Origin of the sequence: Erythrobacter sp. NE805, from assembly GCF_046452355.1 — a bacterium.
Lineage (GTDB): Bacteria > Pseudomonadota > Alphaproteobacteria > Sphingomonadales > Sphingomonadaceae > Erythrobacter.
Genome location: NZ_JBKFDI010000001.1, coordinates 500989 through 516903, shown reverse-complemented (window position 1 = coordinate 516903; position 15915 = coordinate 500989). Strand labels below are relative to the sequence as shown.

Sequence of the window (15915 nt, the reverse complement as noted above, 5' to 3'; positions counted from 1 at the left end):
CCGAGCGTGAGAATCCCGTCGGGAAGCGATGATATTACAGGAAGCTAAACCGCCGATGAACGAATGTTCAGGAGGGCGCGCGCCCTATTCGACCTCGCCGGTCTCGTTCTCGACGCCGGGCAGGGTGATGTTGCTGAAGGTCACCGTGCCGGTGCGACCCTGGCGGATGATCTCCTGGAACTTCTCGTCGCGCTCGCGCAGCAGCGAGGCGACGCTCTGCGGGATGCGGAAGCTGATCGCCTGGCCGTTCGAGGTGATGTTCGAATAGGTCGGCTCGCGCACGCCGCCCTCGATGTCGGCGATGTCGTGCTCGTTGATGACCGGGTCGGCGCCGCTGGTCTTCTCGAGCAGCGCGGCGGTCTTTTCGTCGGCATAGCGGGCGAGGTGGGCGCGCACGTCCTTCTCGAAATCGGGGAAGAAGAACGGGGCGGCTTCGCGGTAGAGCTCGGCGACCTGGAGCTTGCCGCCGCTCTCCTGCGAGCCGCGCAGCGAGTTGACGTAGTCCATCGCCCCGCGGGTGAGCAGGCGCGCGACGTTGTCGGCGTTGTAGGCCTCCTTCTGGAGCGAGGGCCCGCCGATCTCGCCGCGCCAGAAGCCGTAGATCACCGCCGGGTCCTTCCAGTAGCGGTAGACGATCTTCTCGCGGATATCGCGGGGGGAGAGGCGGATGCCCTCGACGGTGATGAACGGCGCATCGTCGAGCGGGACGCCGCCCACCTTGATCTCGCGCGGCTGGCGGATCGGCCAGGCATTGGCGATCTGCTCGACCATCGCGACGTTGTGGAGGTTGATCCAGTAGGCGAGCTGCTCGTTGCGCGAGAGCGACTGGATGTCGACGATGTTGGCGGTGTTCTCGAGGTCCTTGCGGTACTCGGTGAAGCTCGCGATCACGTCGGAATCGAGGAAGCTGAACATCACCCGCGTGCCTTCCAGCCGGAAGCGCGAGACGTGGCCGTACTGGCGGCGGGTGCCGAAGCTCGGGTCGGGGCGCGGCGCGCCTTCGCGCAAGGAGGGGCCCATCGAGATGACGATGCTCTTCATCGCCTCGTCCCAAATCGAATAGTCGATGGTCTTGGGGTCGAGCCGGTCGGCGGGCGCGAAGGCGGCGAGCGCGTCGTCGCTGCGCGCCTGAGCCTGGGCAGGCGCGGCGAAGGCCAGCGCGGCGGCGGAGAGCAGCAGGGCGGGGGCGAGCGGGCGGGACAGGAACGGCATCGTCAAGGGTCTTCCTGCATGAAGGCCCCCGCGAGGCGCGTCGCCTGCCGGGGTCTTGCGAAAAGGGTCATGCGGTCCGGGCAGGCTCGGCGGGGACCAGATGGCCGCCCGGACCGCACCGATCCTATAGCGCAGTTCCGAGGCCTCGTGTTGTCGGCAATCGGGATGATTCAGCGCTTTGTCGACGCGCCACGTCGCTGGTCGGCAGGAAGGCGCGGTGCGGGAGCGTGGCGCGTCCGCACCGCGATTGTCCGAGTCCTTGGCCGCACGGCTACTTGGGCGCGAGCACCATCAGCATCTGGCGGCCTTCGAGCCGTGGGAAGGCCTCGACCTTGGCGACCTCGGCGACGTCGTCCTGGACCTTCTTCAAGAGGTCCATGCCGAGATGCTGGTGCGCCATCTCGCGGCCGCGGAAGCGCAGGGTGATCTTCACCTTGTCGCCGTGCTCGATGAACTTGTGGACGTTGCGCATCTTCACGTCGTAGTCGTGCGTGTCGATGTTCGGACGCATCTTCACTTCCTTGATGTCCTGCGTCTTCTGCGTCTTGCGCGCGAGGTTGGCCTTCTTCTGCGCCTCGTAGCGATACTTGCCGACATCGAGGAACTTGCACACCGGCGGGTCCGCGTTGGGGGACACTTCGACGAGGTTCAGGCCCTTTTCGTTCGCCTGCTCAATCGCTTCGCGCGTGTACATCACCCCCAGGTTCTCGCCTTCGTCGTCGATGACGCGGACCTTGGGAACCTGGATCATGAAATCAAAACGAGGGCCGCTTTTGACAGGCGGGGCCAACGAGCGCCGGGGTGGACGAGATATGGGGTGTTCTCCTGTGGTAGCTTCGTGCTGGCGGCTATGTAGTGCGAAACGGGCCTGAGCGCTAGGTGGAGTCTTGAGCCGCCGCCTGCCATAGCGGGAAACGCGCGATGCGGCCATCGGCGGGCATCAGCGCCTCGATCCGCGCGGCCGGTTGCAGCGCGCCGAGGATTTCGGGGTGGGCCGCGTCGAGCCCGCCCGTAAGGCTGCCGAAAGCGGGCAGGATCATGCGCTCGGTCCCGCCCATGCTGCGGCCCATCACGGCGCAAGGGCGGGCGATGTGGCGGTTCCTGACGTTGAGGCGCAGCTTGGGGTGATAGTGGCCGGAGAGCTCCGGCGCGGTTTCGCCGGGGCGGGCCTCGTGGCGCAGGATCACGCCGCCGATCGCGAGTTCCTCCACGATCGTGCCGCCGAAGCCGCGCGGCAGCTGCTCGTCGTGGTTGCCGGTGATCCACACCCAGTCGAGCGACCGAGTCAGCGCTTCCAGCATTCCGGTGCAATGCGCGTCGAGCCGGAGCGCGCCCGCATCGTCGTGGAAATTGTCGCCCAATGTGATGACCCGCCGCGCGCCGGTCGCCTTCACCGCGTCCGCCAGCCGCTCGAGCGTGTCGCGGCTGTCGTAGGGCGGGAGCATCTGGCCGCGCGCCGCGAACCAGCTCGCCTTCTCGAGGTGCAGGTCAGCGACCAGCAGCGCGCGCTCCGCCGGCCAGTAGAGCGCGCGCGCCGCGCCGAGCGCGAGCTCGTGACCGGCGAAGGCGAAGGGGGCGAACATAGCGCGAACCATGCGCCTCCTCTGCCTGCCGCCAGGCGGCTTGGCAAGACCGCTTGCGGCGACCCGATCGGGGACTTGTGCGCCGCGCCCCATCGCCTATGCTGGCCCGCGAAAATGACGGATGGGGCTGTATGACGGACTGGACACCACACACCGCGCGCGCCCGCGCGTGGTTCGAGGCCTTGCGCGACGACATCTGCGCCGCCTTCGAGAGCGTAGAGCGCGAGGCGGGCTCGGACGCTGCCTTCACCTACACCCCGTGGAACCGCGAGGAGGAAGGCAATCCCGATCCCGGCGGCGGGGTGCAGGGCCTGATGAAGGGCAAGATCTTCGAGAAGGTCGGCGTCAACGTCTCGACCGTGCGCGGCAGCTTCGCCAAGGAGTTCGCGGGCTCGATCAACGGGGCAAGCGCGGAAGCCCCCGGCTTCGTCGCGACCGGCATCAGCCTCGTCGCGCACATGAGCAACCCGCACGTGCCCGCGGTGCACATGAACACCCGCTTCCTCACCACCACCAAGGCGTGGTTCGGGGGCGGAGCGGACCTCAACCCGCCGATCCCCTACGAGGAGGACACGCAAGCCTTCCACGCCGCGATGCGCGCCGCCTGCGATCCCCACGGAGCCGATTACTACCAGCGCTATTCGAAGTGGGCGGAGGACTATTTCTACATCCCCCACCGCAAGGTCCACCGCGGCGTGGGCGGCATCTTCTGCGACCACCTCGAATGCACCGACGAGGCGGGTTTCGAGGCCAACTTCGCCTTCATCCGGGACATCGGCTCGCAGTTCCTCAGCATCTTCCCGGCGATCGTCAGGAAGCGGATGAACCAGCCCTTCGACGCCGCCGACGAGGCGCAGATGTTCGAATACCGGGGGCGCTATGCCGAGTTCAACCTGGTCTACGACCGCGGCACGATCTTCGGCCTCAAGACCGGCGGAAACATCGATGCGATCCTGATGAGCCTGCCGCCCAGAGCCACGTGGTCGTGAGGCTGTTTGCAATCGCCAAGGGGGCAGCGGGCCTCGCGAGCCTTGCGCTCGCCGCTGCGCCGCTCGGCGCGCAGGTGCCCGCCGCGCCGCCGCGCGACATGGCCCAGTATGAAGCCGGCATCGCCTGCGCTGGCTATTACCTGTTCCTCGGCAGCGCTCTGTCCCAGAGCAATCCTCAACGAGAGCCCGCGGCTGCGCGAGGCAAGCGCTGGACTGAGCACAGCCTGACCATCCTCAACGAACTGCACGCCGCTGGCAGGCTTTCCGAAGCGAAACGCGGGGGCATCGAGACACAGGGCTACGAAGCCGTGCTGACGCAGGATCTCGTCGCGGCCCGCGACAAGGTTGCCCAAGATGTTTCTGCCGCGCGCGCAAGGGGCGATCTTCGCAGCGCGATCGAGCCGCTGGAACGCCGCTGCGGGTTCGACCCGTGAGGGGGGCGAATGGCGGGGCGGCGATAGGCGCGCTGTGGGCGCCGTGACTGCGGCGTTCTTCGCACTTGCGGCAGGCGGCCCCGGCGCACATATTCTGCGGTGATGCTGCGCCAGTACGAACTCGTCGAGAAGGTCCTCGATTACGACCCCGACGCCGACGAGGCGATGCTCAACCGCGCCTATGTCTACACCGTGCAGAAGCACGGCTCGCAGAAGCGCGCGTCAGGCGACCCCTATTTCTCGCACCCCGTCGAAGTCGCCGGGCTGATGACCGACTTGAAGCTCGATCAGGCGACCATCATCACCGCGCTGCTCCACGACACGGTCGAGGACACGCTCGCCACCATCGACGACATCGAGGCCCATTTCGGCAGCGAGGTCGCGCGGCTGGTCGACGGGGTCACCAAGCTCTCCAAGATCGAGGCCATGCCCGAGAACGAGCGCGCGGCCGAGAACCTGCGCAAGTTCCTGCTGGCGATGTCCGAGGACATCCGCGTGCTCTTGGTCAAGCTCGCCGACCGCCTCCACAACATGCGCACGCTGCACTTCATCAAGTCGCCGGAGAAGCGCCAGCGCATCGCCCGCGAGACGATGGACATCTACGCCCCCCTCGCCGAGCGCGTGGGGATGTACGAATACATGCGTGAGATGCAGGCGCTGGCCTTTCGCGAGCTAGAGCCCGAGGCCTATGCCACGATCACCGGGCGGCTCGAACAGCTGCGCTCGCAGGACGGCGGGCAGGTCGACGACATCGCGCTCAAGATCAAGCAGGCGCTCGCCGAGGCCGGGCTCAAGGTCGAGGTCTCGGGGCGCGAGAAGCACCCCTATTCGATCTGGCACAAGATGTCCGAGCGGCACGTCAGCTTCGAGCAGGTCACCGACATCATGGCCTTCCGCGTGCTCACCGACAGCGAGCAGGACTGTTACCGGGCCCTGGGCATCCTCCACACCACCTGGCAGTTCCTTCCCGGGCGCTTCAAGGACTACATCTCGACGCCGAAGTCGAACGGCTACCGCAGCTTGCACACCTCGCTGATGTACGAGAACTCGATGCGGGTGGAGGTGCAGATCCGCACCCGCGAGATGCACCGCACCAACGAATACGGCCTCGCCGCGCACTGGGCCTACAAGCAGGGCGACAAGCCCGACGGCGAGGTCGGCTGGCTTCGCGACCTCATCGAGATCGTCGATGCCAGCCATGATGCCGAGGAGCTGCTCGAGCACACACGGCTCGCGATCTATCAGGACCGCATCTTCGCCTTCACCCCCAAGGGCGCGCTGTTCCAGCTGCCCAAGGGCGCGACCGCGGTCGACTTCGCCTTCGCGGTGCACACCAAGCTGGGGCTCGAGACCGCGGGGGTCAAGATCAACGGGCGGCACATGCCGCTGCGCACGCCGCTGGGCAACGGCGACGTCGTCGAGATCATCAGGAACCCGCGCGCCTCGCCGCAGCTCTCGTGGCTCGCCTTCGTCGTCACCGGCAAGGCGCGCGCCGCGATCCGCCGCGCGGTGCGCATGAAGGAGCGCGCCGAGGTCGCGAGCATCGGCGCCAAGCTGTTCGACGAGATTTCCGCGCGCGTCCCCGCCAAGATCGGCAAGAAGGCGATCCGCGAGGCGGTCGAGCGGCTCGGGATGGAGGAGCCCGACGACCTCATGTACGCCATCGGCGCGGCCAAGATATCCGACCGCGAGGTGATGGAGGCGCTGGTCCCCGGCTGCACCGCCGGGATCGACGAGGATGAGCACTGGACCCGGCGCGAGCGAGCGATCTCGATACGGGGCCTCACACCGGGGGTCGCCTTCGAGCTCGCGACCTGCTGCCACCCGGTCCCCGGCGACCGCATCGTCGGCATCCGCCGCAAGGGAGAGCGGGTCGCCGTCCACGCGATCGACTGCCTCGAACTCGCGAGCGGGGTCGACAGCGACTGGATCGATCTAGCCTGGGGCAACCGCTCGGTGGGCGCGCTCGGCCAACTCTCGGTGACGATCTACGACCGGCTGGGCACGCTTGCCGAGATGACGGGCATCTTCGCGCAGAACAAGGCGAACATCACGACCCTCGCCCAGTCGCAGCTCGACCCGCCTTTCGTGACCTATGACATCGAGGTCGAGGTGCAGGACGTGGCGCACTTGAACCGGATCGTCTCGGCCCTGCGGGCGAGCGACGCGGTGGCGCAGGCGGAGCGGCAATGATGGCCGTCCTGGGGCTGGACCATGTTCAGCTCGCCATTCCCGCAGGCGGCGAAGAGCGGGCGCGCGAGTTCTATGCCGGGCTGCTGCGGATGGTCGAGGTGCCCAAGCCCGCCAACCTCTCGCCGAACGGCTGCTGGTTCACCGGCGGCACGCTGGCCCTGCATCTCGGCGTCGATCCCGATTTCCGCCCCGCCCGCAAGGCGCATCCGGCACTGCTGGTGGACGATCTTGCCGGTTTGCGCGATCGGCTGGAAGCGGCGGGCTGCGCGATCCGTGACGACAAGCCGGTCGAAGGCTACCAGCGGTTCTTCACCGAAGACCCCTTCGGCAACCGCATCGAGCTGATGGAGCGGGTGTAAGTTCCTTCCTCGTCATTGCGAGCCGCAGGCGAAGCAATCCATGGATTGACGGTTCTGCATTGGTCAACGTCAGTCCATGGATTGCCGCGTCGCCTTTGGCTCCTCGCAATGACGATTAAGGTGCAGCCCGCCGCACCGGCACCCGGATGTTGCAGATATCCGCGCCGCCTGCCGGCACGATGAAGAACGGGTCGCGGCGGTTGGCGATGGCCTCGGCGTAAGCCGCGAAGGTCTTGCTCTCGGTCGAGAGGTATTCGAACCTGGGCTGCTCGGCAGGCGGCAGGTCGCTCGCCACCCGGACGGTGAGGATCGGCGTGCGCTTGCCCGCCTCCTCCTCGGTGTAGAACCCCAGCGCCCCCGACCCGCGCGGGAGCGAGGAGAGGTGCTGCATCCCCTCGATCACCCGCCCTACGAGCGCGATGTTGCGGTCGAGATGGCGGGGGGCGTGCCCGATCACGGTGTAGAGCTCCGCACCCGAGCCGGTGTCGGGGGAGTAGTTCCGGCCGACGCCGACCATGCCGTAGCAGTGGGTGGGCCAGACATCAGGATTATCCTCGTTGCCAGCGAAGGGCCACCCTTCAAAGAAGGAATCGAAATCAGCATAATTGCCGGTGCGAGGCAGCTTGTCAGTTCCTTCGCGCCATCTGCCGCGCTGCTCGGTTAAGCTCTCAAACTCGTCTTGAAGAGCGCCATCAACGCCCGCCGCAGCTGACGTTGTCACATCAACTGTATACTCCTTCTCCGTCATCACTTTCAGCCCCCCGGGCAGCGGCTTCGGCTTCCCCTTGGCTTCGGGGTTGTCGTAATTGGGATCGCCCCACTGGGTGACGTAGTTGTCCTGCACCCGGTTGACTGAGATGTTGTCGTACCACCTGGCCCGCGCGAACAGCCGGATGTTGTGGACCCAGCCCTGCGAGAAGGGCGCGGGCATGAGCTGGATCACCACAGTGCGGGGCTTGCCCTTGGCATCGGGGGCGAGGGTCATCACCAGCAGGTCCTCCGCCGGGATCGCCACCCAGTCGGCCGGGGGCGCGGCGGCGACGATCTCGTTCGGGGCGGGGTAGGCGGGCTTGGCGGCCTCCTGCGCGGCCAACGGAAGCGTCAGGGCGAGGGCCGCGGCAGCGGCGAGGAATGCGGTTCTCATGGGCGATGCTTGTGGCACACTCGCCCGCCAAAGCAAAAACCCCTTTCCGCGCGCACGAGGGGCGGAAAGGGGCTCTCGAGGCAGCGTTCGCAGGGAATGCCGAATCCGCGCAGCGCTGGCCACGGCGATTCCTTTACCACGATTTCACAAGCCGACCAATCCACAGCGCCTTGCGCCCCCGCACGTTCGCCGCTATCGGCGCGCACTTGCCCCGAGAGGCGTCCCTCCTCGCGCCGATGCAGCGAAGCGGTAGCGCACTTGTGAGCACGGAGCAGTGGCCGAGTGGTCGAAGGCGCACGCCTGGAAAGTGTGTATACGGCAAAACCGTATCGAGGGTTCGAATCCCTCCTGCTCCGCCAATCTATACTGATTGGGTTGACCTTTTTTCTTCCTGAGGGCTCTGCTCCCTTGTCCGCTCTCCGATAAGCTGGCCCCTGGATCGTCCCGGACCTGCCTCGGGTCGCGAAAGCTGCTGCAGTTCGGCTGGCCGCTTGAGGGCCGCGCTCACCGAGATGGAGATCAATTCATCGCGGCGGCTTCGACAGCAAGGCGTGCAAACGCGGCGCGCAGCCGCGGTGCTCCGAAATCGGGGAAGGCGCGAACCTTGGGCATCGAGACCCGCCCCGCCGGGGTCAGAAGGTGCCCCGGTAGCGGGGGGTGTTCGGCGTGGGCGAGAACGATGCGCAGCTGCCCCGCAGCGACCGCCTCGGCGACGTGATAGGAGTAGAGCCTGGTGACGCCGACGCCTGCGATCGCAGAGCGAAGCGCCGCTCGCACCGTGTTGACGGTCAGCCGCGGCTGGAATGATACGGTGCGCGGAACCTACTGGCCTTTCGCAGCCGACGGGGTGCGCGTCCTCACCGGCCACACGGCGGCGCGGATCGAGGACCGGGTGCTCGTCGCCACCCGCGCGGGCGACGCGGTGCGCATCCTCTTCGACACCCTGATCGTCGCGGTCGGCAGGAAGGCGTAGCAGGGTGAGGTTGACCAGTCGAGAGAACGCATGAGCCAACTTGTCTCGCCATCAGCGACGAGGAAGCTCCGATCGATGCGAGAAGTCCAAGCACCGGACACCTTCTCTCCTTTCGGGGGCGGCTTCTGGCGCCAAGTGGCGTGGAACTCCAAGACATGGATTATCCCTCGTCAGGGTCGTAAACGACGCGAATAGAAGATGGTTTTCGCTACCGTCCAGCAGCAGTCGAGCCAAGCGAGATCAGGCTTCGTCGTGACCCCACGACCCTCACGAAAAGCGTGATGGCGAAACCCGCCAAGCCCAAGTAAATCATCCTATGTTCCGCATCCTGTACGTCGACGACGAGCCCGACCTTCGAGAGATCGCGCTGCTGGCGCTGTCCCTCGATCCAGGGCTCGAGGTGCGGTCCGCGTCGAGCGGGGCCGAGGGGATCGCGACCGTCGCGGACTGGATGCCCGACCTCGTCCTCCTCGACGTCATGATGCCCGGCATGGACGGCCCCGCGACACTCGCACGGCTGCGGGAGGATCCCCGGACCGCGCAGCTGCCGGTGGTGTTCATCACGGCGCGGGCCCAGCCGACGGAAATGCAGTCCTTCGCCACGCAGGGCGCGCGCGGCGTGATCGCCAAGCCCTTCGACCCGATGAGCCTCGCGCAGCAGGTGCGCGGCTTCCTCGCATGACATCCGACGAGGACTGGCTGGCGCCGCTCAGGGCGAAGTTCGCGAACCGGCTTCCCGGCGAGATCGAGGCCCTCCGCGCTGCCTGGGCGCGGCGCGACCGGGAGACGATCATCGAGCGCGCCCACAAGCTCGCCGGGCTCGCCGGTATGGTGGGGGCGCCCGAGGTCGGCGAGACCGCCTTGCAGCTCGAGGAAAGCGCGCGCAGCGGCGCCGACTACGCGGGGCAGCTCTCGCAGCTCATCGCGGCGATCGAACGCGCCCGCGGCTAGGCCGTCGTGCCGCCGAAGCCCTTGCGCGTCATCGCTCCCCAGCCCTGCTCGCGCCGGGCGAACTGCCACCAGCCCTTGAGCCGCCAGACATTCGACAGCTGGCGGTAGCCGAGGTTCTCGACCACCGCGATAAAGCCGAGGATCGCCAGCTCGCGGGCGCGGGGGAAGCGGCGCAGCTGCACCTCCTCGAGGATCAGGGTCAGCGCGCTGATCGCGATCCCGAAGGTGAAGGTCGCCGCGAGGAAGGCGAGCAGCCACGGCAGGGCGAGGAGGTTCAGCGCCCACAGCAGCGGCACGAGCAGGTAGCCGAGCACCTCGATCAGCGGCCCGAGCACGTCGACCAGCACGATGTGGCCGAAGCCGACGAAGCCGATCCGGCCGTAGCGGGGGTTGAAGGTCATGTCGCGGTGCTTTGCGAAGCATTCGAGCGCCCCGCGCTGCCAGCGGCTGCGCTGGCGGGCGAGGACCCCGACGTCCTCCGGGCACTCGGTCCAGCACACCGGCTCGGGGATGAAATCGATGCGGTATGGAAGCTTCAGGTCGCGCATGTGACGGTGGAGCTTGACGACGAGCTCCATGTCCTCGCCCACGGTGCCGTGGCTGTAGCCGCCGACCTCGACCACGCGCTGCCGGCTGAACAGGCCGAAGGCGCCGGAGATCACGGTCAGCGCCTGCATCTGGCCGAGCGCGAGACGGGCCATGAGGAAGGCGCGCAGGTATTCCATGATCTGCACCAGCGCGAGGAAGTTGCGCGGCAGCCGCACGCCCGTCACACGGCCCGCGTCGATCGTGCAGCCATTGGCGATGCGGATCGTGCCGCCGACCGCGATCGTCCGGTCGGGAAAGTCGATGAAGGGCCGCACCACGCGCAGCAGCGCATCGGTCTCGAGGATCGAGTCCGCGTCGATGGCGCAGAAGAGGGGCGAGCGCGAGGCGTTGATCCCGGCGTTGAGCGCGGCGGACTTGCCGCCGTTCTCCTTGTCGATGACCAGCAGGCGCGGCAGGTCGGGGCTGGCGTAGAAACCCCGGATCGGCTGATGCGTCACGCTTTTGTCGATATAGCGCCCGACCCGCTTCAGCCCGAACTCGGCGATCACGCGCGCCAGCGTGCCGTCCTTCGAACCGTCGTTGCCCAGCAGCACCTCGAAATTCGGGTAGTGCAGGGCGAGCAGCGAGCGCACGCTTTCGACGACGGTCAGCTCCTCGTTGTAGGCGGGCGCGATGACCGCGATGGGCGGCGCCTGGTCGGAGTAGCGACGCCACAGGGTTGCGCCGCGCGGCACCGGCGGGCGGTTGTGGAGCGCGATCGCGGCATAGACGAGCTGCACGACGTAGAAGGCGGTTTGGGCAAGGCCAGTGACGATCACCACCAGCGCTATCCACTGCGCCGCGTCGAGCATCCAGTCGCGCGCCCATGCGGCGGGTTTGAAAAATCATGTGCCCCGCCGCTCCTCGAGCGTCAGGCGCGCGGCCTCGCTCGCGGCCGCGTCGTCGACGCGAACGGCCTGCCGGTGAGCGATGCGGTGGTCGAGTTGCACAGCGCCGCGGGCGACGCGGGTCCGGTCCGCTACCCCTGGAAAATGGGCATGGGCCAGAAGAACCAGCAGTTTGTGCCCGGCACGCTGGTCGTTCCCAAGGGCAGCACGGTTGCCTTTCCCAACCTCGATAACGTGCGCCACTCGATCTACAGCTTCTCCAAGCCCGCGCGCTTCACCATCGAGCTGTACGGCCGCGACCAGACCCGCAGTCAAGCCTTCCCGATCGTCGCCAGCGTCAAGCTCGGGTGCAACATCCACGACCGGATGCGCGGTTACATCCGGGTCTCGGATACGCCGTTTGCCGACAAGACCGACCACAACGGCTATGTCACCCTGACCGGCGTTCCGGCCGGCCCTGCGCGCGTGACCGTGTGGCACCCGCAGCTGCGCGGGGCGGACAACGAGAGCACCTCGGCGCTCTCGGTCACCGGCGGGGCGCAGGCGCACAAGCTCAAGGTCACGCTGCGGTGACCCCGGCCGAAGCCTCTGGCGCGCCCGCACGCGCAAGCCTGGCACGGCTCGGGATGCTGCGCTTCGGAACGCTGCGCACCCGGATCGCGCTGCTTTATGCCGGGCTGTTCGCGATGGTGCTGGGCCTCGTCATCTCGCTCGCGGCCGAGGCTTTGCAGCGTTTCGGCGAGGCGAGCGCGGCGCGCGACCTCGAGGCCAATGCCCGCGTCTTCGACGAGATCCTTGCCGCCCGGGGACGACAGATGGGCGATCAGGCCAGCGTCCTCGCCCGCGACTTCGGCTTCCGCGAGGCGGTCGCGACCGGAGACGTGCCGACCATCGCCAGCGCGCTCGCCAGTCTCGAGGGCCGCGCCCGCAGCGGCAAGGCCTTCGTCCTCACCCTCGAGGGCGAGGCGCTCGCCGCAGACGCGGCGGCCGTGCCGTCGCCCGCCGCTCTCATGACCCGGCTCGATGCGGGCGAAACGCAGGGGATCATCCGCTCGCGGCAGGGGCTCGCGCTGGCCGCCGCCGCACCGATCGAGGCGCCCGATCTCATCGGCTGGCTGGTGATCGCGCAGCCATTGGACCGCGAGGAGCTCGACCGGCTGGTCGAACTGGCCCCGATCGCGCTCGAGGCGCAGGTGGTGGAGACCGGCTCCCAGCCAGGCTGGCTGCGCGATGCGGCGCCGGGCGAGGTGTTCGAACGCAGCGCCGAGGGCGAGCGCTTTCTCTATCACACCTCCGATCTCGCCGTGCTCGAGCAGGGGGTCGCGCCGCGGCTGGTGCTGCGCCACGCCCTCGCCCGGTCGCTCGCCGCCTATGCCAGCCTCAGGACCTGGCTCATCGCGCTCGCGATCGGCGGGATCGCCATGGTGCTGGGGATGAGCTGGAAGGTCGCGCGCAGCGTCACCGAGCCGCTCCAGAAGCTCGACGCCGCGACCCGCATGATCGGCGAAGGCCGCGAGGTCAGCCTCGCGATCGAGACCGACGACGAGATCGGACGGCTCGCCGGCAGCTTCAACCAGATGGTCGCCGCAATCGAGGAACGCGAGCGGCAGATCGTCCATGTCGGCCTGCACGACGGGCTCACCGGCCTTCCCAACCGCAAGCTGTTCACCGAGCAGCTCGCCAACGCCCTCGCGCGGCGGCGCCGGGGCGAGAAGGTCCTGATCGCCTATGTGGACCTCGACGACTTCAAGATGGTCAACGACACGCTCGGCCATCCGGCGGGCGATGCTCTGCTGCGGATCATCGCCGATCACCTGCGCGAAGACCTCCCCGATGCGATCGTCGCGCGGCTCGGGGGCGACGAGTTCGCGATCCTCGTCGGCGGGGTCAAGGAGAGCGCGGACCTCGGGACCATCGCCGATACGCTGCAACGCAGCTTCGACCGGCCGATCACCATCAACGGCCAGCACGCCGCCTGCGGGGCGAGCATCGGCATCGCGGTCGCGCCGGGCGACGGGAAGGACGGCATCACCCTGATGAAGAACGCCGACCTCGCGCTCTATCGCGCCAAGCACGAGGGCAAGGCCACCTACCACTTCTTCGAGCCCTCGCTCGACGAGGCCGCCCGCCGGCGCCGCCAGCTCGAGCTGGACCTGCGCACGGCGATCAAGGAGGGCCAGTTCGAGCTCAACTTCCAGCCGCTCTACAGCCTCGCGGAGGAGCGCCTGACCGGGTTCGAGGCGCTGATCCGCTGGAACCACCCGGTCCGCGGGCGCGTAAACCCGGCCGACTTCATCGGACTCGCCGAGGAGACCGGTCTCATCATCCCGATCGGCGAATGGGTGCTGCGCGAGGCCTGCCACCAGGCGAGCACCTGGCCCGAGGACGTCTCGGTCGCGGTCAACGTCTCGCCCAAGCAGTTCGCCGCGAGCGGGATCGCCGCGACTGTCCTGTCGGCGCTGTCGGCGAGCGGGATCGCGCCGCGCCGGCTCGAACTGGAGATCACCGAGAGCATCTTCATCGCCGATGTCGATCAAACGCTGGCGACGCTGCATTCGCTGCGCAATCTCGGCGTGCGCATCGCGCTCGACGATTTTGGGACAGGCTATTCCTCCTTGAGCTACCTGCGCTCCTTCCCCTTCGACAAGGTCAAGATCGACAAGAGCTTCGTCGAGGATCTGGGCACCAGCAGCAATGGCCACGCGGTGATCCGCGCGATCACCTCGCTCGCGAGCGCGCTCGGGATGGAGACCCTCGCCGAGGGGGTGGAGGACATCGCCCAGTTCGAGGTGCTTGCGCGGGAGGGTTGCCAGCACATCCAGGGCTACCTGTTCTCGCGTCCGGTGAGCGCCGACGCCGTCGCCGGCATGCTGCGCGAAGGCTCAGGTTATGATCGCCAGCTGCGCGCCTGAGTCGGTTGAGAGATCGCACACACTGATCGCCATTGATGTGCGGCCATGAATGCGACCGATGGTCGATCGCGTAACCGGCATAGCTGCTGAAAGAGACAGCGTTCCAGTCCTGCAATAATGATCGCCTTCCGGGTCTAGAGCTGCCGCCTGGTCATCGCTAAATGGAGAGCTCCGCGTCGGCCCCATACCACCGAGCTATCGCTTGAACCTGCGGCGATCTTCATCGCATTGCGGCAAGGCTTCGCGTTGGAACGAAGCCATGTCTCCCCCGCGATCAGCGCGGAAGATGTCCGGCAGACATTGTCTGGCTGGATGCGAAACATGCTTGAACTTCCCCGCCTTGCCTCGACCTAAGCGCTCGAAGATAGATCCCCGCGTATTCCGATGGATTGGGGCGACAGCCGTCTAGACGCGCACTGTTGCGACCGAGCGCTTACGCCATGCTGCAATTCTCACGGCGAGTGCTGCAAGCAGCATCGGCACCACTGCGAGGCCAAGCGCGCGCATCTCCGGCTCGAATAGCATCGAGGCGTAGCCGGACAGGTAGTAGAGGAAGACAACCTGCACGCCCACCGCATGCAAGCGATGCCACCATTGCCCAAGTCTCTTCATCGATGCCGCATTCGACGAAAATGCCATCATGTAGATGAAGACGTAACCGATAATGCCGGCGGCTGGCTGCGGCGGACTGCCTGGCTGCGCGATGTAATTGAGCACCGCCCCGAGGTGAACGCTGTGCGTGAGTGCAAAGCTGAGACCGAGCGACCTTCGATTGCGTGCCAGCCACGCCGTCCACTGATTGGGCCATAGTCGGTAGAGTGAGGAAGCGGTGTAGATCAGAAGCACGAGCGGCAAGCCAACGCGTGCAGTGAACCGGGTCATGTACAGTGCTCGCTGCAAGGGGTCATGGCCAAGCAGGTGACCGAGCGAGATTGCTAAGGCACTGGCGATGATCGCATAGGCGAAAGGTTCAAGACGGAGGCGCATGGCTGTCCTCTTCGGGCTAGGTGATGACGGCACGAATCAGTCCAGATGATCCGCAATACCGTCCATATAGACGGTTTTGCCGCCCTGCTAGCTTTTTGCGGTGGCGTTGATCATGGTGCTCGCAGCGCTATGGTGCGCGCCGAGTGAAGGGATGAAGATGGCGAAGACAGCTAGGCGCCAGGCACCGGGTGAACGGCGCGAGGCGGTGCTCGACGCCGCCGAGACGCTCGTCCTCGAGACTGGGGCTGCGCACCTGACGATGGATGCCGTCGCCTTGCGGGCCGGCGTGAGCAAGGGCGGCGTGCTCCACCACTTTCCAACCAAGCGTGACCTTATCGGGGCAATGCTCGACCGACTGCTCGCCGTGTTCGAAGGCGATGCAGAGATCATCGAAAGGATCGCGGGCCGGGATCTCAAGCCGCAGCTGCATGCCTGGATCCGATTGACCGAAACTCCGGACCCGAAGGTGGAGAGAATGGCCGCAGCCTTGCTTTCAGCTGTGGCGAACGAGCCGGATCTCTTGTCCCCGTTCGGTGTCATGATGCAACAGCGCCTCGCACAGCACGGCGCACACCCGGATTATCCGAAGGTGCTTGCTATCCGCACTGCGCTCGACGGCTATTGGCTCTGCAATGCAATTGGCCTCAAGCTCTTCGCCGAAAATGAGAAAGCGGCTTTCTTTGCCGCGCTTCATGCGATGGTCGACGGGATCGATACGGGACAGGCGTCCGCTTGATGCGTT

Annotated in this window: 17 protein-coding genes and 1 tRNA gene; 11 read left to right on the top strand and 7 right to left on the bottom strand. The window is 66.9% G+C overall.

Annotated elements, in window-relative coordinates:
* Positions 1-84: 84 nt before the first annotated feature.
* The 3 genes from ACLBKU_RS02285 to pdeM all read right to left on the bottom strand — a co-directional run bounded on the left by ACLBKU_RS02285 (position 85) and on the right by pdeM (position 2807).
* Positions 85-1212, bottom strand: coding sequence for a DUF547 domain-containing protein (locus ACLBKU_RS02285; protein WP_410177914.1), 1128 nt, complete (start codon positions 1210-1212; stop codon positions 85-87).
* 271 nt (positions 1213-1483) lie between these two features.
* Entirely contained in the window at positions 1484-1963 is a 480-nt protein-coding gene (gene infC / locus ACLBKU_RS02280) for a translation initiation factor IF-3 (protein WP_410177913.1), read from the bottom strand.
* A gap of 124 nt (positions 1964-2087) precedes the next feature.
* Positions 2088-2807: a ligase-associated DNA damage response endonuclease PdeM gene (pdeM, locus tag ACLBKU_RS02275; RefSeq protein ID WP_410177912.1), complete on the bottom strand. Its 720-nt coding sequence runs from the start codon at positions 2805-2807 to the stop codon at positions 2088-2090.
* A gap of 119 nt (positions 2808-2926) precedes the next feature.
* Here pdeM and hemF point away from each other — a divergent pair, with 119 nt between their 5' ends.
* The 4 genes from hemF to ACLBKU_RS02255 all read left to right on the top strand — a co-directional run bounded on the left by hemF (position 2927) and on the right by ACLBKU_RS02255 (position 6770).
* Positions 2927-3784 carry an oxygen-dependent coproporphyrinogen oxidase gene (gene hemF / locus ACLBKU_RS02270; RefSeq protein ID WP_410177911.1) on the top strand — a complete coding sequence of 286 codons (858 nt, stop codon included), beginning with the start codon at positions 2927-2929 and terminating at the stop codon, positions 3782-3784.
* Complete coding sequence (locus tag ACLBKU_RS02265; RefSeq protein WP_410177910.1) at positions 3775-4218, top strand: hypothetical protein; 444 nt, start codon at positions 3775-3777, stop codon at positions 4216-4218. The genes hemF and ACLBKU_RS02265 overlap by 10 nt, the downstream gene beginning before the upstream one ends.
* A gap of 102 nt (positions 4219-4320) precedes the next feature.
* The gene (locus tag ACLBKU_RS02260; protein WP_410177909.1) at positions 4321-6411 is read left to right on the top strand and encodes a RelA/SpoT family protein; all 2091 of its coding nucleotides are present in this window, start codon (positions 4321-4323) and stop codon (positions 6409-6411) included.
* Entirely contained in the window at positions 6408-6770 is a 363-nt protein-coding gene (locus tag ACLBKU_RS02255) for a VOC family protein (RefSeq protein WP_410177908.1), read from the top strand. Before ACLBKU_RS02260 ends, ACLBKU_RS02255 begins: the two co-directional genes overlap by 4 nt.
* A gap of 115 nt (positions 6771-6885) precedes the next feature.
* Here ACLBKU_RS02255 and ACLBKU_RS02250 read toward each other — a convergent pair whose 3' ends face one another.
* The gene (locus ACLBKU_RS02250) at positions 6886-7914 is read right to left on the bottom strand and encodes a peptidylprolyl isomerase (protein ID WP_410177907.1); all 1029 of its coding nucleotides are present in this window, start codon (positions 7912-7914) and stop codon (positions 6886-6888) included.
* Positions 7915-8182: 268 nt separating this feature from the next.
* Between ACLBKU_RS02250 and ACLBKU_RS02245 the strand changes: the two genes are divergently transcribed.
* Positions 8183-8273: transfer RNA gene (locus tag ACLBKU_RS02245), tRNA-Ser, on the top strand.
* A 160-nt stretch (positions 8274-8433) separates the two neighbouring features.
* Here the strand turns inward: ACLBKU_RS02245 and ACLBKU_RS02240 are convergent.
* Positions 8434-8691 carry a LysR substrate-binding domain-containing protein gene (locus ACLBKU_RS02240; protein ID WP_410177906.1) on the bottom strand — a complete coding sequence of 86 codons (258 nt, stop codon included), beginning with the start codon at positions 8689-8691 and terminating at the stop codon, positions 8434-8436.
* Positions 8692-8695: 4 nt separating this feature from the next.
* Here ACLBKU_RS02240 and ACLBKU_RS02235 point away from each other — a divergent pair, with 4 nt between their 5' ends.
* The 3 genes from ACLBKU_RS02235 to ACLBKU_RS02225 all read left to right on the top strand — a co-directional run bounded on the left by ACLBKU_RS02235 (position 8696) and on the right by ACLBKU_RS02225 (position 9838).
* Positions 8696-8887 (top strand): hypothetical protein, encoded by a 192-nt coding sequence (locus ACLBKU_RS02235; protein ID WP_410177905.1) that lies wholly within the window; start codon positions 8696-8698, stop codon positions 8885-8887.
* 316 nt (positions 8888-9203) lie between these two features.
* Positions 9204-9569: a response regulator gene (locus ACLBKU_RS02230; RefSeq protein WP_410177904.1), complete on the top strand. Its 366-nt coding sequence runs from the start codon at positions 9204-9206 to the stop codon at positions 9567-9569.
* Entirely contained in the window at positions 9566-9838 is a 273-nt protein-coding gene (locus ACLBKU_RS02225; protein ID WP_410177903.1) for an Hpt domain-containing protein, read from the top strand. Before ACLBKU_RS02230 ends, ACLBKU_RS02225 begins: the two co-directional genes overlap by 4 nt.
* Here ACLBKU_RS02225 and ACLBKU_RS02220 read toward each other — a convergent pair.
* The gene (locus ACLBKU_RS02220; RefSeq protein ID WP_410177902.1) at positions 9835-11238 is read right to left on the bottom strand and encodes a glycosyltransferase; all 1404 of its coding nucleotides are present in this window, start codon (positions 11236-11238) and stop codon (positions 9835-9837) included. The genes ACLBKU_RS02225 and ACLBKU_RS02220 overlap by 4 nt on opposite strands.
* A 111-nt stretch (positions 11239-11349) precedes the next feature.
* Between ACLBKU_RS02220 and ACLBKU_RS02215 the strand changes: the two genes are divergently transcribed.
* Together ACLBKU_RS02215 and ACLBKU_RS02210 are read left to right on the top strand one after the other, a co-directional pair.
* Positions 11350-11847 (top strand): methylamine utilization protein, encoded by a 498-nt coding sequence (locus tag ACLBKU_RS02215; protein WP_410177901.1) that lies wholly within the window; start codon positions 11350-11352, stop codon positions 11845-11847.
* A gap of 53 nt (positions 11848-11900) precedes the next feature.
* Positions 11901-14186: a putative bifunctional diguanylate cyclase/phosphodiesterase gene (locus tag ACLBKU_RS02210; protein ID WP_410177900.1), complete on the top strand. Its 2286-nt coding sequence runs from the start codon at positions 11901-11903 to the stop codon at positions 14184-14186.
* A 405-nt stretch (positions 14187-14591) separates the two neighbouring features.
* On the opposite strand, the gene ACLBKU_RS02205 is transcribed toward ACLBKU_RS02210, so the two are convergent.
* On the bottom strand, positions 14592-15173 hold the full coding sequence (locus ACLBKU_RS02205) for a hypothetical protein (protein WP_410177899.1): 582 nt from the start codon (positions 15171-15173) through the stop codon (positions 14592-14594).
* A gap of 112 nt (positions 15174-15285) precedes the next feature.
* Here ACLBKU_RS02205 and ACLBKU_RS02200 point away from each other — a divergent pair, with 112 nt between their 5' ends.
* Complete coding sequence (locus ACLBKU_RS02200) at positions 15286-15909, top strand: TetR/AcrR family transcriptional regulator (protein ID WP_410177898.1); 624 nt, start codon at positions 15286-15288, stop codon at positions 15907-15909.
* The last annotated feature ends 6 nt before the right edge of the window (positions 15910-15915 follow it).